This is a genomic window from Actinomadura napierensis (assembly GCF_039529375.1).
GTDB lineage: Bacteria > Actinomycetota > Actinomycetes > Streptosporangiales > Streptosporangiaceae > Spirillospora > Spirillospora napierensis.
Map to the genome: position 1 here is coordinate 1 of NZ_BAAAMR010000167.1, position 15139 is coordinate 15139.

Consider the following 15139-nt stretch of genomic DNA (forward strand, 5'->3'; position numbering starts at 1 on the left):
GCGCTGTCGCCGGCGACGCCGGTGCGGGCGGGGTCGGCGCCGATGCGGTCGGCGTTGGCGGTGGCCCAGCCGACGGCGGCGACGGCGTCGTCGAGCGCGGCGGGGAAGGGGTGTTCGGGCGGGCGGCGGTAGCCGACCGACAGCCAGGCGGTGCCGGGGGCGGCGGTGGCGAGGGCCCGGACGACGGGGTCGTAGCTGTCGACGCCGCCGAGCACCCAGCCGCCGCCGTGGAAGTAGACGAGGGTGGGGGCGGGGCGGTCGCCGCCGGGGTGGTAGAGGCGGGCGGGCAGCGGTCCGGCGGGGCCGTCGAGGGTGAGGTCGCGGACGAGCGGGACGGGCGGGCGGGGACAGCGGGCCAGGTCGGCGGCGTGTTCTCGGCGCGCGTCCTCGATGGCGCGGGCCGGGTCGCGTCCGGCGTCTCCCGCTCGGGCGGCGGGTGCGGCCGGGGGTCGGGTGAGGCGGCGGCGCAGGAACGCCAGGTAGTCCGGATCGCGGCCCATGGCACTCCGTGAGGTGTCGGCGAGACGGTCGGGCGGGCGGCCTGGGTGGCCGCGGCGGCGGGAAAACCGGTTGGGGCCGGTCCGCGCGGTCCCCTACGATCGCGCGCATGGGGTGTTTCATCAAGAGCGCGGTCCTGAGGACCGGCCCGGCCGCGTATGTGCGGCTGCGTGAGGCCCGTCCTGTCCTGGACCGGCGGGTGGCGCGCACCCTCGTCTGATCTTCTCGGCGGGGCCGCTGAGCGGCTCCTGCCCGTTGCGCGGCGGCGCGGTGACCTGCGGGTCGCGTGCCGTCGGCGGTGCATGCCCGTGGTCCGGGGCCTTCGAGCGTCCATGACCATCTCGGACGGGCCCGCCCGCGCTTCGCGGCCGGCTGTGCGATCGCATGTCCGGCCGCGTCACCGATCGTGTCAGCGGCCACTGTTGCGGTGGTGCCGCCCGCGCGTTCTCCGGTGCCCGTCCGGCCGGCCCGTCCTGGGCCGGAAGCCGAGGACGGCGACCCTGAACCAGCATCATCACCGCGGCGGCCCGCGCTCGCAGGCGCGGCGCGCGCTGTCGCAGAACTTCCTGTCCGATCCGGCGGCCGTCGCCCGCTACGCCCGCGCCGCCGTGCCCGCGCCCGATGCGCTGGTCGTCGAGGCCGGTGCGGGCGACGGGCGGGTCACGGCCGCGCTGGCGGCCCGGGCCGGCTCGGTGATCGCCTACGAGATCGATCCGCGGCTGGCGGCGCGGCTGCGGGCCCGGTGCGCGGCGCTGGCGAACGTGCGGTGCGTGACCGGCGACTTCCTGGCGGCGCGGCCGCCGTCGGGCCCGTTCCATCTGGCGGGCAACATCCCGTTCGCTTCGACGTCGCGGATCGTCGGGTGGGCGCTGACGGCGCCGGGGCTGGCGTCGGCGACGCTGATCACGCAGCTGGAGTACGCGCGCAAGCGCACCGGCGGGTACGGCCGCTGGTCGCGGCTGACGGTGCGGACCTGGCCGGAGTTCGGCTGGGAGATGGGCGGGCGGGTGCCGCGGGGGCTGTTTCGGCCGGTGCCGCGGGTGGACGGGGCGGTGCTGCGGCTGACGCGGCGGGCCCGTCCGCTGCTGCCGCCGGAGGCGATGGGCGACTACCTGCGCTGCGTCGACCTGGGGTTCACCGGCAGGGGCGGCACGCTGCGCGCCTCGCTGTGCCTGCGGCACCCTCGCCGGCGGGTGGACGCGGCGCTGCGGGCGGCGGGGATCGCGCCGGGCGCGCTGGTCGCCGACGCGCATCCCGACCAGTGGGTCACGTTGGTCGGCGTCCTGCACGGGATCGGCGGCGGGGCCGGCGCGGGCAGTGGCGGCGGTCCCGGCCTGAGGCCGCGCCACTGATCACCCCGTGGGAGGGGCGGTCGCCGGGTTTGTCCGGCGGCCGCCCCTCGCAGGGGGTGTCGGGTCAGAACGGGTAGGGGGCGATCTGGTCGCGCATCGTGACCCACTGGGTCTCGGTGAACGCCTCGATGTTGGCGTCGGGGCCGCCGAACCGCGAGCCGTTCCCCGAGGCGGCCAGCCCGCCGAACGGCACGACCGGTTCGTCGTTGACGGTCTGGTCGTTGATGTGGACCAGCCCGGTGGGGACCGCGTCGGCGATCCGCATCGCCTGGCCGACGTCGCCGAGGATGCCCAGCGACAGCCCGTACTCGCTGTCGGCGGCCAGCGCGACCGCCTCGTCCACGCTGGAGAACGGCACGACCGGCGCGACGGGCCCGAACACCTCCTGGGCGTAGGCGGGCATGTCGGGTGCGACCTCGGCCAGGACGGTGGGGCGGTAGAACAGGCCTTCGTGGGTGCCGCCCGCGGCCAGGCGCGCGCCGGCGGCGACGGTGCCGCGGACCAGGTCGTCGACGTGCGCGAGCTGGTGCTCGTCGATGATGGGGCCGAGCGCGACCTGCCCGGTCGCCGGGTTCCCGACGGGCAGCTTGTCGGCCTTGTCGGCCAGCGCGGCGACGTACTCGTCGTGCAGGCTGTGGTGGACCAGGTGCCGTCCGGTGGTCATGCAGATCTGCCCCTGGTGCAGGAACGATCCCCAGGCGCCCGCCGACACGGCCTTGCCGATGTCGGCGCCCGGCAGCACGATGAGGGCGTTGTTGCCGCCGAGTTCCAGGTGGGCGCGCTTGAGGAGCCGTCCGCACACCTCTCCGATCGTGCGGCCCGCCGCCGTGGACCCGGTGAACGACACGACCCGCACCTGCGGCGCCGACACCACCGCCTCGCCGGTCTCGCGTCCGCCGGGCAGCAGGTGCAGCAGCCCTTCGGGCAGGCCGGCCTCCTGGAAGATCCGGGCGACGCTCACGCCTCCGCACACCGCGGTGCGCGGGTCGGGCTTGAGCAGGACGGCGTTGCCGAGCGCCAGCGCCGGCGCCACCGACCGCATCGACAGGATCAGCGGGAAGTTGAACGGGGCGATCACGGTGACGACGCCGGCGGGGCGGCGCCGTGCCAGGCTCCACCGGGGCTGCGCCGACGGCAGGACCAGGCCCTGCGGGTGGGAGGCCAGCGCGGCGGCCTCGTAGCACAGGCTCGCCGCGAACCGCGCCTCCAGTTCCGCCTTCGCGGGGACCGATCCGGCCTCCCGGACGATCCATTCCTGGATCTCGGCGGCGTGGTCCTCGAACAGCCGGCCCGCGCGCCGCAGTACCGCCGCGCGGTCTTCGTAGGTGCGCGCGGCCCAGTCGCGCTGCGCGGCGGCGGCTGCGGCCGCTGACTGCGCCACGTCGTGCGCCGACGCCCGGCCCAGCGTGCCCAGCGTCGCGCCGGTCGCCGGTTCGACGACGTCCAGGACGCCGCCGTCCGCGGCCGTCCACCCGCCGGTGAAGATCTTCCCCGTCCATGTGCCGGGGTCCAGCAGCGCCATCGTCGGCTCCTTTCGTTCTGCCTTTTGCGTCATGCCCGTTTCGCCCTTGCCCGTGCCGCGAGCTTTCCGTGGCCCTGCTCGCTCGGCGCGGTCCCGTGCACCCCAGCCTCGCGGTGCGGGGCGCCCGGCGGAACAGCGCCTTTCCGCTCAATGGAATATCCGGCGGCACGGCCCGCCTGAACTACGCTCACCGTCGGCGCGCGCCGTGTCCGGACGGCCGCGAAAACCCGTTGCGGGCGCGCGGCGGAGCCGGGCATGCTGATCGCACCAGCAGGCCACCCGGGAGGAGCAGACCATGACCCGCCGACACGGCGAACGCACCTGCACCTGTGCCCGGACGACCGGACGGGCGGTCCCCTGACGCACGCGCGAACCCCGCGCGACGGCCGCCCTTCCCACCCGGAACGGCGGCCTTCTGCATGACCGGCCGCCGGACGGGCCCCGGACGCTGTAGCCGAGTGGACATCAGGCAGCGGACTGCAACTCCGCTTCACGTGGGTTCGAATCCCACCAGCGTCTCCCGCCCCGCCCCCCCTTCAGTCACCCGGGGGCGGGGCCCGCTCCCCGTAGCTCAGAGGACAGAGCGCCGGTCTCCGAAGCCGGGTGCCGCAGGTTCGATTCCTGCCGGGGAGGCCCCGCGCCGCATCGCCGCGGCGGGCGGGCGTGACGCCGACAGACCAGCCGGGAAGGCCCGTGATGCGCAAGATTCCGACACTGTTCGTCCGCGACTGGGACGGCGACCCCCGCCACGTCACCCGCGAGCTCGACCCGTCCTGCGCGTGGGTGGAGGCCGGGGAGGGCCGCGCCACCCGCAAGTACGACGGCACGTGCGTGCGGTTCGACGGCGACCGCTGGTACGCCCGCCGCGAGGTCAAGCCCGGCCGTCCCGCGCCGCCCGGTTTCGTCCCGGTCGCGGCCGACCCCGCCACCGGCAAGGCGGTCGGGTGGGAGCCCGCCGAGCAGTCGGCGTTCTGGAAGCATCTGCGCGCCGCCCTGGCCAGCCGGGCGTTCGCGGCCGGCACCTACGAGCTGATCGGCCCCAGGATCAACGGGAACCCCGAGGGGGCCGCCGAGCACGTCCTGGTCCCGCACGGCGCCGACGACCTCGGCGAGGTGCCCCGCGACCACGACGGCCTGGCCGCCTGGCTGCGCGCCCGCCCCTACGAGGGCATCGTGTTCTGGCGCGACCCCGCCGACCCCGGCTGCGACAAAGCCAAGATCAAGCGCCGTGACTTCCCCGCCGCCTGACCCCCTGTCCCGGTTCAGCGGGGCCTGGCGGCGACCGTGATGACGTGGCCGCTGACGCCCAGCAGCGACGGCACCGACTCCACCGCCCGCAGGGCCTCCAGCACCGTCGCGCGGTCGTCCTCCAGCAGCCGGCCGAGATCACCGAACAGCCACGCCGCGCCCTCCAGGCCGTAGGAGCGCGCGCCGGGCAGCCCGGCGTCGGCGAACTCGTGCGGCGGCTCCTGCGGCTCGTGCAGGTAGGCGGTGGTGAACCCCATGTCGGGCGTGGCGCGCAGCACGCCGGACGTGACCGACGCGTCCACGATCGCGCGCTCCCCCCGGTAGCGGCCCTTGCGGAGCATGTCGTGCAGCGCGGCGTACCGGCCGATCGACGCCGCCGCCACCACGCCGCCGGGCCGTACCGCGCGCGCCGCCTCCCGCAGCGCCCGCACCCGGTCGGCGCGGTCCACCAAGTGGTAGAGCGGGCCGAGCAGCAGCACCGCGTCCGCGGACGCGTCGGGCACCGGCAGGTCGCGGGCGTCGCCGTGCCGGGCGGTCACGCCGGGGATCCGCGAGGCCTGCTCGACGTGCAACGGGACGGGGTCGACCAGCCGCACCGCGTGGCCGTCGGCGGCCAGCCATTCGGCGTGCACGCCGGGGCCGCCGCCCACGTCCAGCACCCGCGCCGGCGGCGGGGGCAGCACCCGGCGCAGGACGTCCTGGGTCCGCCACAGCTCCAGCCGGCCGTCGCCCTCGCGCAGCCGCCGGTCCTCCTCGCCGCGCTCGTAGTAGCGCAGAACGTCGCGGTCCATGGCACCGAGGGTCCCCGGCGCGCGCGGCGCGCCGCAAACCGTTTTCACCGCGGTCGGCCGGCGGGTTCCGGCGGCGGGAGGGCCGTTCAGTCCCGGTGGGGTTCGCCGACCACGACGTCCAGCAGCCCCGGGAACACCGCGTCGAACTCCTCGCGGCGCAGCGCGTTCATGCGGGAGGTGCCGACGTAGTACTGGCGGATGAGGCCCGCCTCCCGCAGCACGTGGAAGTGGTGGGTGGCGGTCGACTTGCCGACCGGCAGCTCGATCGTGCCGCAGCTCAGGTCGGCGCCCGCGGCGTGCAGCTCGGTGACGATCCGGCGGCGCACCGGGTCGACCAGCGCCTCCAGGACCTGCTGCAGCCCGACCTCGCGGACGTCGGGGTGCGGCGGGACGCGGTCGCGCCCGCCGTGCCGTGCCGTCGCCATCACGCCACCTCCCGGCCGCATCGTACGACACCCATCGAACGACGATCAACATCGAAGTACGATGAGGATAGAAGTTTGACAGTGATCGTACTTTCGGCTTGGGTGGTGCCCCTGGCACGGCGCCGCGCGGCGCCTCCGCCGAACCGAAGGGACGAGGTTGCGATGACCAGGACGGTGCGGTTCCACGAGGTGGGAGGCCCGGAGGTGCTGCGGCTGGAGGACGCCGAGCCCGGTGAGCCGGGCCCCGGCGAACTGCTGATCGACATCGAGGCGATCGGCCTCAACCGCGCCGAGGCGCTGTTCCGCGCCGGGACCTACATCGAGCCGGTCAAGGCCTTCCCCGCCCGGCTCGGCGCCGAAGCCTCAGGCGTGGTGCGCGCCGCCGGCCCCGGCGCCACCGGTTTCCCGGCCGGGCGGCCCGTCAGCGTGATCCCGGCGTTCTCGATGAACGACTACGGCGTCTACGCCGACACCGCGATCGTCCCCGCGGCCGCCGTCGTGCACCGCCCCGAGAACCTGGACGCGGTCGGTGGCGCGGCGGTGTGGATGCCCTACCTGACCGCCTACGGGGCACTGGTGGAGACCGGCGGGATACGCGCCGGCGACACCGTCGTGCTGACCGCCGCGTCCAGCAGCGTCGGCCTGGCCGCCATCGCCCTCGCCGACCGCATCGGCGCCCGGCCCATCGCCCTCACCCGCACCCCCGCCAAGACCGGCGCGCTACTGAAGGCCGGCGCCGCCGAAGTGATCGTCACCGGCGGGCGGGACGTCGCCGACCGGATCCTGGACCTGACCGGCGGACGCGGCGCGCAGTTCGTCTTCGACGCCGTCGCCGGCCCCGGCGTGATCGACCTGGCCCGCGCGGTCGCGCCCGGCGGCACCCTCGTCGAGTACGGGATGCTCAGCGGGGAACCGACCCCCTATCCCGGCTTCGAACTCGGCATGCCCGCACTGAACATGCGGACCTACACCGTCCACGAGACCACCACCGACCCGGAGCGGTTGCGCCGCGCCGAGGCGTTCGTCGCCTCCGGCCTGCGCACCGGCGCGTTCACACCCATCGTCGACCGGGTCTTCGACCTCGGCGACATCGTCGAGGCCCACCGCCACCTGGAGTCCGGCACCCAGACCGGCAAGATCATCGCGACCACCGGGCACTGACCCGCCGCCCGCCGGCCCCGGCGCGTCCCCGGGGCCGGCGGGCGGGGCGGGCGGCGTCAGGCGGGGACCCCGGCGAGGTCGCGGGACAGGTGCGCGTACACCTCGTCCCAGAACCCGACGTGCTCGCCGATCTCCTCGCGCGCCGCCCGCACCATCAGCGCCTCGTCGGCGAAGAAGCCGTTCATCAGGACGTCCCACAGCGCCGCGAACTGGCCGGGCCCCTTGGTCTCGTGCAGGGTGAGGAACTCCAGACCCGAGGTCACCCCGTAGTGCGCCGACAGCGCGTCGATCACGATGCGGTTGCGCGCCGGGCTCGCGATCTCCCGGCCCGCCAGCGCCGCGACGGCCTCCGCCCCGCCGCGCGCCGGGTCCAGGTACCGCACCGGGAACGACTCGCAGTAGGCGGCGGTCACCGGCAGCGGCACCACCGCCGCGGGCCGCTCGACCCCCAGCGCCCGCAGCAGCCGCACCGCCAGGCCGTGGTGGTCGCCGCCGACCTCCTCCTCGATGTGCGCGGTCAGCCCGGACAGGACACGGAAGGCGTCCGACTCGGTCCCGAACGCCGGGCTCTTCGCCACGCAGACGCCGAGCCAACGGTGAAATTGGTTCCGCCACAGGTAGTACTGGCCCATAACATCCCGGACAACTCCGATCGGTGCCTTTCCCGCACGCAGATCGGAAAAGAACGCACTGCTGTCCAGCGTTCCCCGGGCGTGCGCGATCAGGTCGGCCGATACGGCGGATCCAGCGAGCGAGGTCATGCTTCTCCAATGATCTGCGGCCATTTCATGCCCATCATCACAGCACGTCAGAGCGGTGAACCGGGGTTTTCCACCTGGGAACGCACCCACCCGGCACCGGCCCGCGAACAGGCGATGCGACGTGCTCTCAGCAGAACCTAACCGACCCGCCGGCCCCACCCGATATCACCCGCGACGATCCATTACCGTGGCCACGGCGATACCTTGCGCCGCCTCGTCGCCGTATGATAATTCCCACCGGCGCGGGCCGGGCTGCGCCTTTATCGGAAAGCGGCCGCCGGCGCGCTTTTCTGCCGTCCGGCCGGCGCCCCGCACCGGGACCGATACCACCCGCCCCATGGCCGGATCCGGCCGTGAAACGTTCCCGCGCCCCACCGGCCCCACCGAACCCGCCCCGCCCCTGATATGTCCCGGGCGTTCGCGCCGCCCGCCGGCCGCGTCCGGGGGAGTTCGGGCGAGGTCAGGCGACCGTGCGGAGCCGGGCGCCCAGCGCCTCCAGATCGGGGACGAACCAGACGTGGTCCGCCGCGTTCGACTCGCGTACCAGCGCGCGCAGCGCCGGACTGGCCGCCAGATGCCGGGAGATGTCCCCGACCACCGCCAGCCGCAGCCGGTAGTTGACGAACTTCTGCATGACATCGCCCGCGAACCGGGTGCCGAGCGAGAAGAAGCGCTCGTCCAGCCGCCCCGCCGGCACCGCCACCACCCGCGCGCCCAGGAACGCCGCGCCGATCAGGTCGAGCGCGTCCTGCTCGGTGGCCACCGGCGGCCCGTCCGGGTCGCACATCAGCACCGGCACCCCGGCCCGCTCCCGCACCAGGTCAGGCATCGCCCGTCTCCCCTCCGGCGTCCAGGACCCCGCCGTCCAGCACGCTCTCGATCAGCCGCAGCACCTCGGCGGTGGCGGACACGCCGCCCAGAATCACGATCTTCATCCGGTTCCGCTCCTGGTCATGGACGGTCTGCACGCGCAGCGGGCCGCCCGCGCCGCGGCCGGTGTTCACCCCGGCCAGCACGAACGTGCCGATCCGGTCGGCGGCGGCCCGGCCGACCCCGTCGATCTGCACGATGCTCGACACCTCCGCCCGCCCGGCCCCGCCCGCGCCTCCCGCTCCGGGCGCCGCCGGCTCCGGGCGCCCGGTCAGCTCCTGCAGAGCGGCCGCGGAGATCCGGTACTGCTTGCCGATCCGCACCGCCCGCAGCCGCCCGGCCCGGATGTAACCGCGGACCGTCCGCACGTGCAGCCCGAGAAGGTCCGCGACCTCCTCCACCGAGTACATATTCTCCGTCATCACTCCTCAAACTACCCTATGAAGGGAGTGATAGGGGTGTTTGAGGAACATTATTCGGGTGCGCCGCGTCCTGCCCCGGCGATAGCGTGGCCGACGGCGGGCACCGGCCCGCGATCACGAGAGGGCGGAGCGGTGACGGACGAGGGGCGCGGCGCGGTCGTCGTGCTGACGGGGCCGTGCGGCGCCGGCAAGAGCACCGTCGCCCGGCTGCTGGCCGCGCGCCTGACACCGAGCGTGCGGCTGCACGGCGACGACTTCTTCGCCTTCATCGCCCAGGGCGCGATCCCGCCGTACCTGCCCGAGGCGCAGCGGCAGAACGAGACCGTCGTCGGCGTCCAGGCCACCGCCGCCGCCGGGTACGCCGCCGGGGGATACCACGTGGTGTTCGACGGGGTCGTCGGCCCCTGGTTCCTCGGCCCGTTCCGCCGCGCCGCGGCCGGCGCCGGCGTCCCGCTGCACTACGTGGTGCTGCGCCCGGACCGGGACGTCGTGCTCGCCCGCGCCGCCGCTCGCGGGCCCGGCGCGCTCACCGACCCCGGCCCGGTCGGGCGGATGTTCGAGGAGTTCGCCGACCTCGGCGACCACGAGCGCCACGTCCTGGACTCCGGTGCGCTGACCGCCGAGGACACCGCGCGGGCGGTGTCCGACGGCTTGGCCCGCGGCGCCTACTGGCTGCCCTGACCCCGGCCGGCCGGTCCGCGGCCCCCGGGGCGCCTCACATGCAGGAGGCGATGCAGTCCAGGACGCGTTCCAGGCCGTAGTCGAACTGGTCGTCGGGGGACATGTGCGGCAGCGCCGCGTCCTTCACCACGCGGGTGAGCATCGGGTGCTCGCCGCTGTCGAGCAGCCGCTGGACGTAGGGGGAGCTCTGGCGCATCCAGTCGCGCATGGTCATGCCCGTGCGCCGCCGCTCGCGCTCCCACTCGATCTCGGCGCGGACGGTGGTGACGACGTAGCCGTTCAGCATGTTCACCAGCGTGAGGATGTCGTCGACCGGGATGCCGACGTCCAGCGCGCCCAGGCCGAACTCGGTGATCCGCAGCTGGTTGGGGCCGAACGCCGGGCGGGCGCGGTGCAGGTCGGCCACCCAGGGGTGCGCCAGCCACATCGACCGGGTGTTGCGGGCGACCAGGCGCAGGTCGGCGCGCCAGTCGCCGGTCGGGCGGGCCGGGACCTCCAAGGTGCCGACGACGTGGTCGTACATCAGCTCGATCAGGTCGTCGCGGGAGGGGACGTAGCGGTACAGCGACATCGCGCCGGTGCCGAGCTCGGCGGCGATCCGCCGCATCGACGCCGCCTCCAACCCGTCGGCGTCGGCGATCCGCACCGCCGCCTCGGTGATCTGGGCGCGGCTGTAGGCGGGCCGTGGGCCCCGGCCCTGCCGTTCGGGGACCGCGAAGATGCCCGCCGCATCGACGTCCGCCACCGTGCTCCCCTCCGCCGGTCAAGGGGCCCGCGCGGCCCCTCCCCGGGATTCTAGTTGCGTACATCGTACTCGGTTGCCTACCCTGGCGGCAGCTCACCGCGTACGCCGTACCCAATGGAGGACCGATGCCGGACGAACCGATCGTGCTGGCCGAGGCGCTGCACAAGCGCTTCGGCGACACCAACGCCCTGGACGGCCTGGACCTCGCCGTCGCGCCCGGCACCGTCTGCGGCCTGCTCGGCCCCAACGGCGCCGGCAAGACCACCGCCGTGCGGATCCTGGCCACGCTCGCCGACGCCGACTCCGGCCGCGCCCGCGTCGCCGGGTACGACGTCGCCGCCCGGCCCGACGAGGTCCGCGCCCGCATCGGGCTCGCCGGCCAGTACGCCGCCGTCGACGAGAAGCTCACCGGGCGCGGCAACCTGCGCCTGTTCGGCCGCCTGTACCACCTGCCCCGCCGCGAGGCCCACCGCCGCGCCGACGAGCTGCTGGAGCGGTTCGGGCTGATGGACGCCGCCGACCGGCAGGTGCAGGGCTACTCCGGCGGCATGCGCCGCCGCCTCGACCTGATCACCAGCCTCATCCTGCGACCCCAGGTGCTGTTCCTGGACGAGCCCACCACCGGCCTGGACCCGCGCAGCCGCGGCGAGATCTGGGACGCCGTCCGCGGCCTGGTCGCCGACGGCACCACCGTGCTGCTCACCACCCAGTACCTGGAGGAGGCCGACCGTCTCGCCGACGACGTCGTCGTCATCGACCACGGCCGCGTCATCGCCGACGGCACCCCCGACCGGCTGAAGGCCTCCATCGGCGACCGCCTCGACGTCGTGCTGGCCGACCCCGCCGGTGCCGGTGACGCCGCCCGCGTCCTGGCCGGGATCGCCGGCGCCCACCCCGCCCTGGACGGCGCGCGGCTCACCGTGCCGCTCGCCCGCGGCGCCGTCCGGCTCGCCGACGTCGTCCGCGAACTCGACCGCGCCGGCGTCACCGCCGACGACGTCGGCCTGCGCCGCCCCACCCTCGACGAGGTGTTCCTGCGCCTCACCGGCCGCGACACCGAACCCGACCCAGCCGGACCTGACACTGCCGAACCCGGTGCCGAACCCGGTGCCGAACCCACCGACGAACCCGCCCGGCCCGACGCCGGCGAGACCGCCGAACCGCGGAAGGAGACCGTCCGATGACCGCGCCCGCCCTCACCACCCGGCCGTCCCCGGCCGCGCGGCTGCGCTGGAGCGCCGCCGACGGGCTCACCCTCGTCGGACGCGAGCTGAGCCGGCTGCGCCAGGAACCCGGCGAGCTGATCGCCGCGCTGATCTTCCCCGCCGTCATGGTGGTGCTGTTCGGGTACGTGTTCGGCAGCGCCATCACCGTCCCCGGCGGCGGCAACTATCGCGAGTACCTGATGCCCGGCCTGTTCGTCATGGTGTCGTTCACCTCCGTGATGGCCGTCACCTTGCGGGTCGCCACCGACGCCTCCCGCGGCGTCATGGACCGCTTCCGCGCCATGCCGATGGCGCGCTCGGCCGTCCCGTTCGGGCAGGCCGGCGCCGATGTGATCAACGGGGTCCTCGCGCTGGTCATCATGGCCGCCACCGGCCTGGTCGTCGGGTGGCGCGCGCACCGCGGCCTGTGGCCGACCGCCGAGGCGTTCCTGCTGCTGGTGCTGCTGCGGCACGCGCTCAGCTGGGCCGGCTGCTACCTCGGGCTGGTGGTGCGCAACGAGCAGACCGCCGACCAGTTCGTCCCGCTGGTGTTCCCGGTCACGATGCTGTCGAACTCCTTCGTCCCGACCACCGGCATGCCCGCCTGGCTGCGCGCCGTCGCCGACTGGAACCCCGTCAGCGCCGCCACCGCCGCCTGCCGGCAGCTGTTCGGCAACCCCGGCGCGCCCGCCGGAGGCCACGCCGGCCTGGCTTGGCCCCTCGCCCACCCCGTCACCGCGACGCTGCTGTGGTCGATCGCGCTGATCGCGGTGTTCGCGCCGCTGTCGGTGCGCACCTTCCACCGGCGCGGCCGGTGACCGCGGACCGGCCGCGCCCCCGGCGGGATGCCGGGGGCGCGGCCCGCGCGCTCACACGCCGAACGGCGGCGCGTACTCGATCACACCGGACGGCACCGGACCCGGCGCGCCGCCCAGCACCAGCGCCATCAGCGCCTCGTCCGGCACCTCGAACCCGGCCGAGACCCCCAGCGACGAGGCCCGCACGAACCCGAACCGCGGGTAGTAGCCCGGATGCCCCAGCACCACCACCAGCCGCTCGCCCCGCCGCCGCGCCGCGGCCAGGACCGCGCGGACCGCCGCGCCGCCCGCACCGCGCCGCTGGTAGGCGGGCAGCACCGCCACCGGCGCCAGCGCCACCGCGTCCGCGCCGCCGACCCGGCAGCGCGTCAGCAGCGCGTACCCGGCGATGCGCCCGCCGGGCGCCTCGGCCACGAACGAAAGGCCCGGCAGCCACGCCGGGTCACGGCGCAGCGCGTCCACCAGATCGGCCTCCTCGGCCGTCGGGAACGCCGCCTGCACCACCCGGCGCACCGCCGCCGCGTCCGCGGCCGTCTCCGGCCGGCTCCTCCAGTGCCCGGTCACCGGCCGCGCCCCCGCTCCTTGTACATCTGCCGCTGCCACCGGCTCACGGCCTTCCATTTGTCGCGCTGCTCGGCGCGCAGCCGCGCGTCGGTCCGCGAGGCGATCCACGCGTTCTCGCGCAGCAGCTTGCGGTAGCTGTCCAGACGCCGCTGCGGAAGCGACCCGCCGGCGACGGCGGCCAGCACCGCGCAGCCCGGCTCGCCGGCGTGGGCGCAGTCGCCGAACCGGCAGCCCTCGGCCAGCTCCTCGATGTCGGCGAACGCCCGCCGCAGCCCGTCGCCGGCCTCGAACAGCCCCACGCCCCGCAGCCCCGGCGTGTCGATCAGGACGCCGCCGCCCGGCAGCGGCAGCAGCTCCCGCCGCACGGTGGTGTGCCGCCCCTTGCCGTCCGATTCCCGGACGGCGCCCGTGGCGAGCGCGTCGCTGCCCAGCAGCGCGTTGCCGAGCGTGGACTTGCCCGCGCCCGACGGCCCGACCAGCACCACCGTGCCCGACAGCACCGCCGCGACCACGTCGACGTCGTCGCCGGTCGCGGCGCTGCACGCCACCACGTCCACGCCCGGAGCGGCGGCGGCGACGTCCGCCTCCGCCTCCCCGGCCGAGGCGGCCCGGTCGGCCTTGGTGAGCACCACCACCGGCCGCGCACCGCTCTCCCACGCCAGCGCCAGCAGCCGCTCCAGACGCCCGAGACCGGGATCGGGCACCAGCGGCACCGCGATCGCGACGGTGTCGACGTTGGCGGCCAGCACCTGGCCGTGCGAGTCCCGCGCCGCCGACGACCGGACGCTCGCGGTGCGGCGCGGCAGCAGCGCCGCCAGCACCGGACGCCCGTCCGGGCCGTCCGGGCGGAGCGCCGCCCAGTCGCCCGTGCACGGCGCCTGCGCCGGGTCGGCGGGGGAGCCGAACGCCCCGGCGGCGGCCCGCCCGGGACCCGACTCGGTCACCACATCGCACAGGCCGCGGTCGACCGCGGTGACCCGCGCGGGCACCAGCCCGGCCGCGCGGTGCGGAAGGAAAACGTTCTCCAGGGTCTCGTCCCACCCGTAGGCGGACAGGACAGACCCGTCGAAAGAAGACAACGGAATGGAACCCTTCACAGAAGGGGCCCCGGCGAGCGCGCCGGACGAAGCGGACCGGGGTCAGCCGGAGGCCCGGAAGATGAGGACGGGCTGGCTGCCGCGCGCGACAGCGAACGCAGCAGCGACTGCGGCAACGGCCATGGTCCTCATCCCCCTCTCGGTTCCGCGTCCGACCCTAGCTGCACCGGCCCGCCCCGGGCCACCGATTAACGCGCCCCCGACCGGCCGCCGTGGGACCGCCCGGAGCGCCCGCCCGGCTGGTCGGCCGCCCGCACGCCGCCCGGGACGCCCGCGCCGCGCGGCCGTTCTGCAGAGCCGGCCGCCTCAGCGGGGGAGTGGAACCGCCAATCGGAACGTATGGTGATTTGAGGCGGCGGACCGTGATAGGGGGCATGGCCGTGGACGAAAGGGACCGGCAAGGCGAGGAGCCGCGCGACCGGGAGACCGGCGCGACCGGCGGCGGCGCCGAGCGCGCCGAGCACGCCGACCGGGCCGCGGCCGAGCGGCTGGAGGAGCTGTGGGACGGGCTCGCGCCCGTCGCCGGAGGCGCCGCCCGCCTCGCCGCCACCGTCAGCGAACCCGTCCGGCACGCCGCCCGCGACGCCGCCTCGCTCGCCGCGTCCCGGATCGTGGAGCAGATGGCCGGCACCCCGGTGATGAAGGCCGTCGAGAAGGCCGCCCGCGACGCCGCCGTCAAGGCCGCCTCCGCCGCAGCCGAGAAGGCGGTGCGGGAGGCCCGCCCCGCCGCCGAGGCCAACCCCGCCACCGCGGGCGCGCTGGAGGCCGCGACCGCCGCGATGACCCTCGCCGGCCAGGCCGCCCAGCACCCCATGGCCGTCGCCGCGCGCCGCCTGGCCGCCCGCAGCCCCCTCGCCCGCGCCGCCACCGCCACCGCCCTGGACATGGCGGGCCGCACCATGACCACCGCCGCCGCCTCACCGGCCGTGGAGGCCGCCACCAAGGCCGGCGTCGGCGCCGCGATCGACACCGTCGCCGA

Annotated in this window: 17 protein-coding genes and 2 tRNA genes; 9 read left to right on the forward strand and 10 right to left on the reverse strand. The window is 75.5% G+C overall.

Translation table 11 applies throughout. The annotated features are described in order from the left end of the window. Positions 1-500: alpha/beta hydrolase (locus tag ABD296_RS46015; protein WP_344283638.1), on the reverse strand; the 500-nt coding region annotated here is incomplete at its 3' end. A gap of 498 nt (positions 501-998) precedes the next feature. On the opposite strand from ABD296_RS46015, the gene erm reads away from it, so the two are divergent. Further along, positions 999-1850 (forward strand): ErmE/ErmH/ErmO/ErmR family 23S rRNA (adenine(2058)-N(6))-methyltransferase, encoded by an 852-nt coding sequence (gene erm / locus ABD296_RS46020; protein WP_407061584.1) that lies wholly within the window; start codon positions 999-1001, stop codon positions 1848-1850. 64 nt (positions 1851-1914) lie between these two features. On the opposite strand, the gene ABD296_RS46025 is transcribed toward erm, so the two are convergent. Beyond that, positions 1915-3372, reverse strand: coding sequence for a benzaldehyde dehydrogenase (locus tag ABD296_RS46025; protein ID WP_344283643.1), 1458 nt, complete (start codon positions 3370-3372; stop codon positions 1915-1917). A 444-nt stretch (positions 3373-3816) separates the two neighbouring features. On the opposite strand from ABD296_RS46025, the gene ABD296_RS46030 reads away from it, so the two are divergent. The 3 genes from ABD296_RS46030 (at position 3817) to ABD296_RS46040 (ending at position 4620) form a co-directional block, all read left to right on the forward strand. Then, positions 3817-3891, forward strand: a tRNA-Cys gene (locus tag ABD296_RS46030). 41 nt (positions 3892-3932) lie between these two features. Continuing rightward, positions 3933-4005: transfer RNA gene (locus ABD296_RS46035), tRNA-Arg, on the forward strand. Between the two features lie 63 nt (positions 4006-4068). Then, positions 4069-4620 (forward strand): hypothetical protein, encoded by a 552-nt coding sequence (locus ABD296_RS46040; RefSeq protein ID WP_344283644.1) that lies wholly within the window; start codon positions 4069-4071, stop codon positions 4618-4620. Positions 4621-4634: 14 nt separating this feature from the next. On the opposite strand, the gene ABD296_RS46045 is transcribed toward ABD296_RS46040, so the two are convergent. Both ABD296_RS46045 and ABD296_RS46050 read right to left on the reverse strand, forming a co-directional pair. Beyond that, the gene (locus ABD296_RS46045) at positions 4635-5411 is read right to left on the reverse strand and encodes a class I SAM-dependent methyltransferase (protein ID WP_344283645.1); all 777 of its coding nucleotides are present in this window, start codon (positions 5409-5411) and stop codon (positions 4635-4637) included. Positions 5412-5497: 86 nt separating this feature from the next. Continuing rightward, a complete protein-coding gene (locus ABD296_RS46050) occupies positions 5498-5836 on the reverse strand; it encodes an ArsR/SmtB family transcription factor (RefSeq protein WP_344283648.1) in 339 nt (112 codons plus the stop codon). Positions 5837-5998: 162 nt separating this feature from the next. On the opposite strand from ABD296_RS46050, the gene ABD296_RS46055 reads away from it, so the two are divergent. After that, on the forward strand, positions 5999-6997 hold the full coding sequence (locus ABD296_RS46055) for a zinc-dependent alcohol dehydrogenase family protein (RefSeq protein ID WP_344283651.1): 999 nt from the start codon (positions 5999-6001) through the stop codon (positions 6995-6997). A 56-nt stretch (positions 6998-7053) separates the two neighbouring features. Here the strand turns inward: ABD296_RS46055 and ABD296_RS46060 are convergent, their stop codons facing one another. The 3 genes from ABD296_RS46060 to ABD296_RS46070 all read right to left on the reverse strand — a co-directional run bounded on the left by ABD296_RS46060 (position 7054) and on the right by ABD296_RS46070 (position 9050). Beyond that, on the reverse strand, positions 7054-7782 hold the full coding sequence (locus tag ABD296_RS46060) for an iron-containing redox enzyme family protein (protein ID WP_344283654.1): 729 nt from the start codon (positions 7780-7782) through the stop codon (positions 7054-7056). 436 nt (positions 7783-8218) lie between these two features. Next, complete coding sequence (locus ABD296_RS46065) at positions 8219-8587, reverse strand: DUF4180 domain-containing protein (RefSeq protein ID WP_344283657.1); 369 nt, start codon at positions 8585-8587, stop codon at positions 8219-8221. Continuing rightward, positions 8580-9050 (reverse strand): helix-turn-helix domain-containing protein, encoded by a 471-nt coding sequence (locus tag ABD296_RS46070; RefSeq protein ID WP_344283659.1) that lies wholly within the window; start codon positions 9048-9050, stop codon positions 8580-8582. Before ABD296_RS46070 ends, ABD296_RS46065 begins: the two co-directional genes overlap by 8 nt. 132 nt (positions 9051-9182) lie before the next feature. On the opposite strand from ABD296_RS46070, the gene ABD296_RS46075 reads away from it, so the two are divergent. Continuing rightward, positions 9183-9731 (forward strand): AAA family ATPase, encoded by a 549-nt coding sequence (locus ABD296_RS46075; protein WP_344283662.1) that lies wholly within the window; start codon positions 9183-9185, stop codon positions 9729-9731. A gap of 34 nt (positions 9732-9765) precedes the next feature. On the opposite strand, the gene ABD296_RS46080 is transcribed toward ABD296_RS46075, so the two are convergent. After that, on the reverse strand, positions 9766-10476 hold the full coding sequence (locus ABD296_RS46080; protein WP_344283665.1) for a TetR/AcrR family transcriptional regulator: 711 nt from the start codon (positions 10474-10476) through the stop codon (positions 9766-9768). A 125-nt stretch (positions 10477-10601) separates the two neighbouring features. Here ABD296_RS46080 and ABD296_RS46085 point away from each other — a divergent pair, with 125 nt between their 5' ends. Both ABD296_RS46085 and ABD296_RS46090 read left to right on the forward strand, forming a co-directional pair. After that, positions 10602-11660 (forward strand): ATP-binding cassette domain-containing protein, encoded by a 1059-nt coding sequence (locus ABD296_RS46085; RefSeq protein WP_344283668.1) that lies wholly within the window; start codon positions 10602-10604, stop codon positions 11658-11660. Continuing rightward, positions 11657-12499, forward strand: a complete 843-nt coding sequence (locus ABD296_RS46090) for an ABC transporter permease (protein ID WP_344283671.1) — start codon at positions 11657-11659, stop codon at positions 12497-12499. The genes ABD296_RS46085 and ABD296_RS46090 overlap by 4 nt, the downstream gene beginning before the upstream one ends. A 51-nt stretch (positions 12500-12550) precedes the next feature. Here ABD296_RS46090 and ABD296_RS46095 read toward each other — a convergent pair whose 3' ends face one another. Together ABD296_RS46095 and rsgA are read right to left on the reverse strand one after the other, a co-directional pair. Further along, entirely contained in the window at positions 12551-13063 is a 513-nt protein-coding gene (locus tag ABD296_RS46095) for a GNAT family N-acetyltransferase (protein WP_344283675.1), read from the reverse strand. Then, positions 13060-14142 carry a ribosome small subunit-dependent GTPase A gene (gene rsgA, locus ABD296_RS46100; protein WP_344283677.1) on the reverse strand — a complete coding sequence of 361 codons (1083 nt, stop codon included), beginning with the start codon at positions 14140-14142 and terminating at the stop codon, positions 13060-13062. Before rsgA ends, ABD296_RS46095 begins: the two co-directional genes overlap by 4 nt. 392 nt (positions 14143-14534) lie before the next feature. Here rsgA and ABD296_RS46105 point away from each other — a divergent pair. Then, the coding region (locus ABD296_RS46105; protein WP_344283682.1) for a hypothetical protein at positions 14535-15139 on the forward strand (605 nt) is incomplete at its 3' end.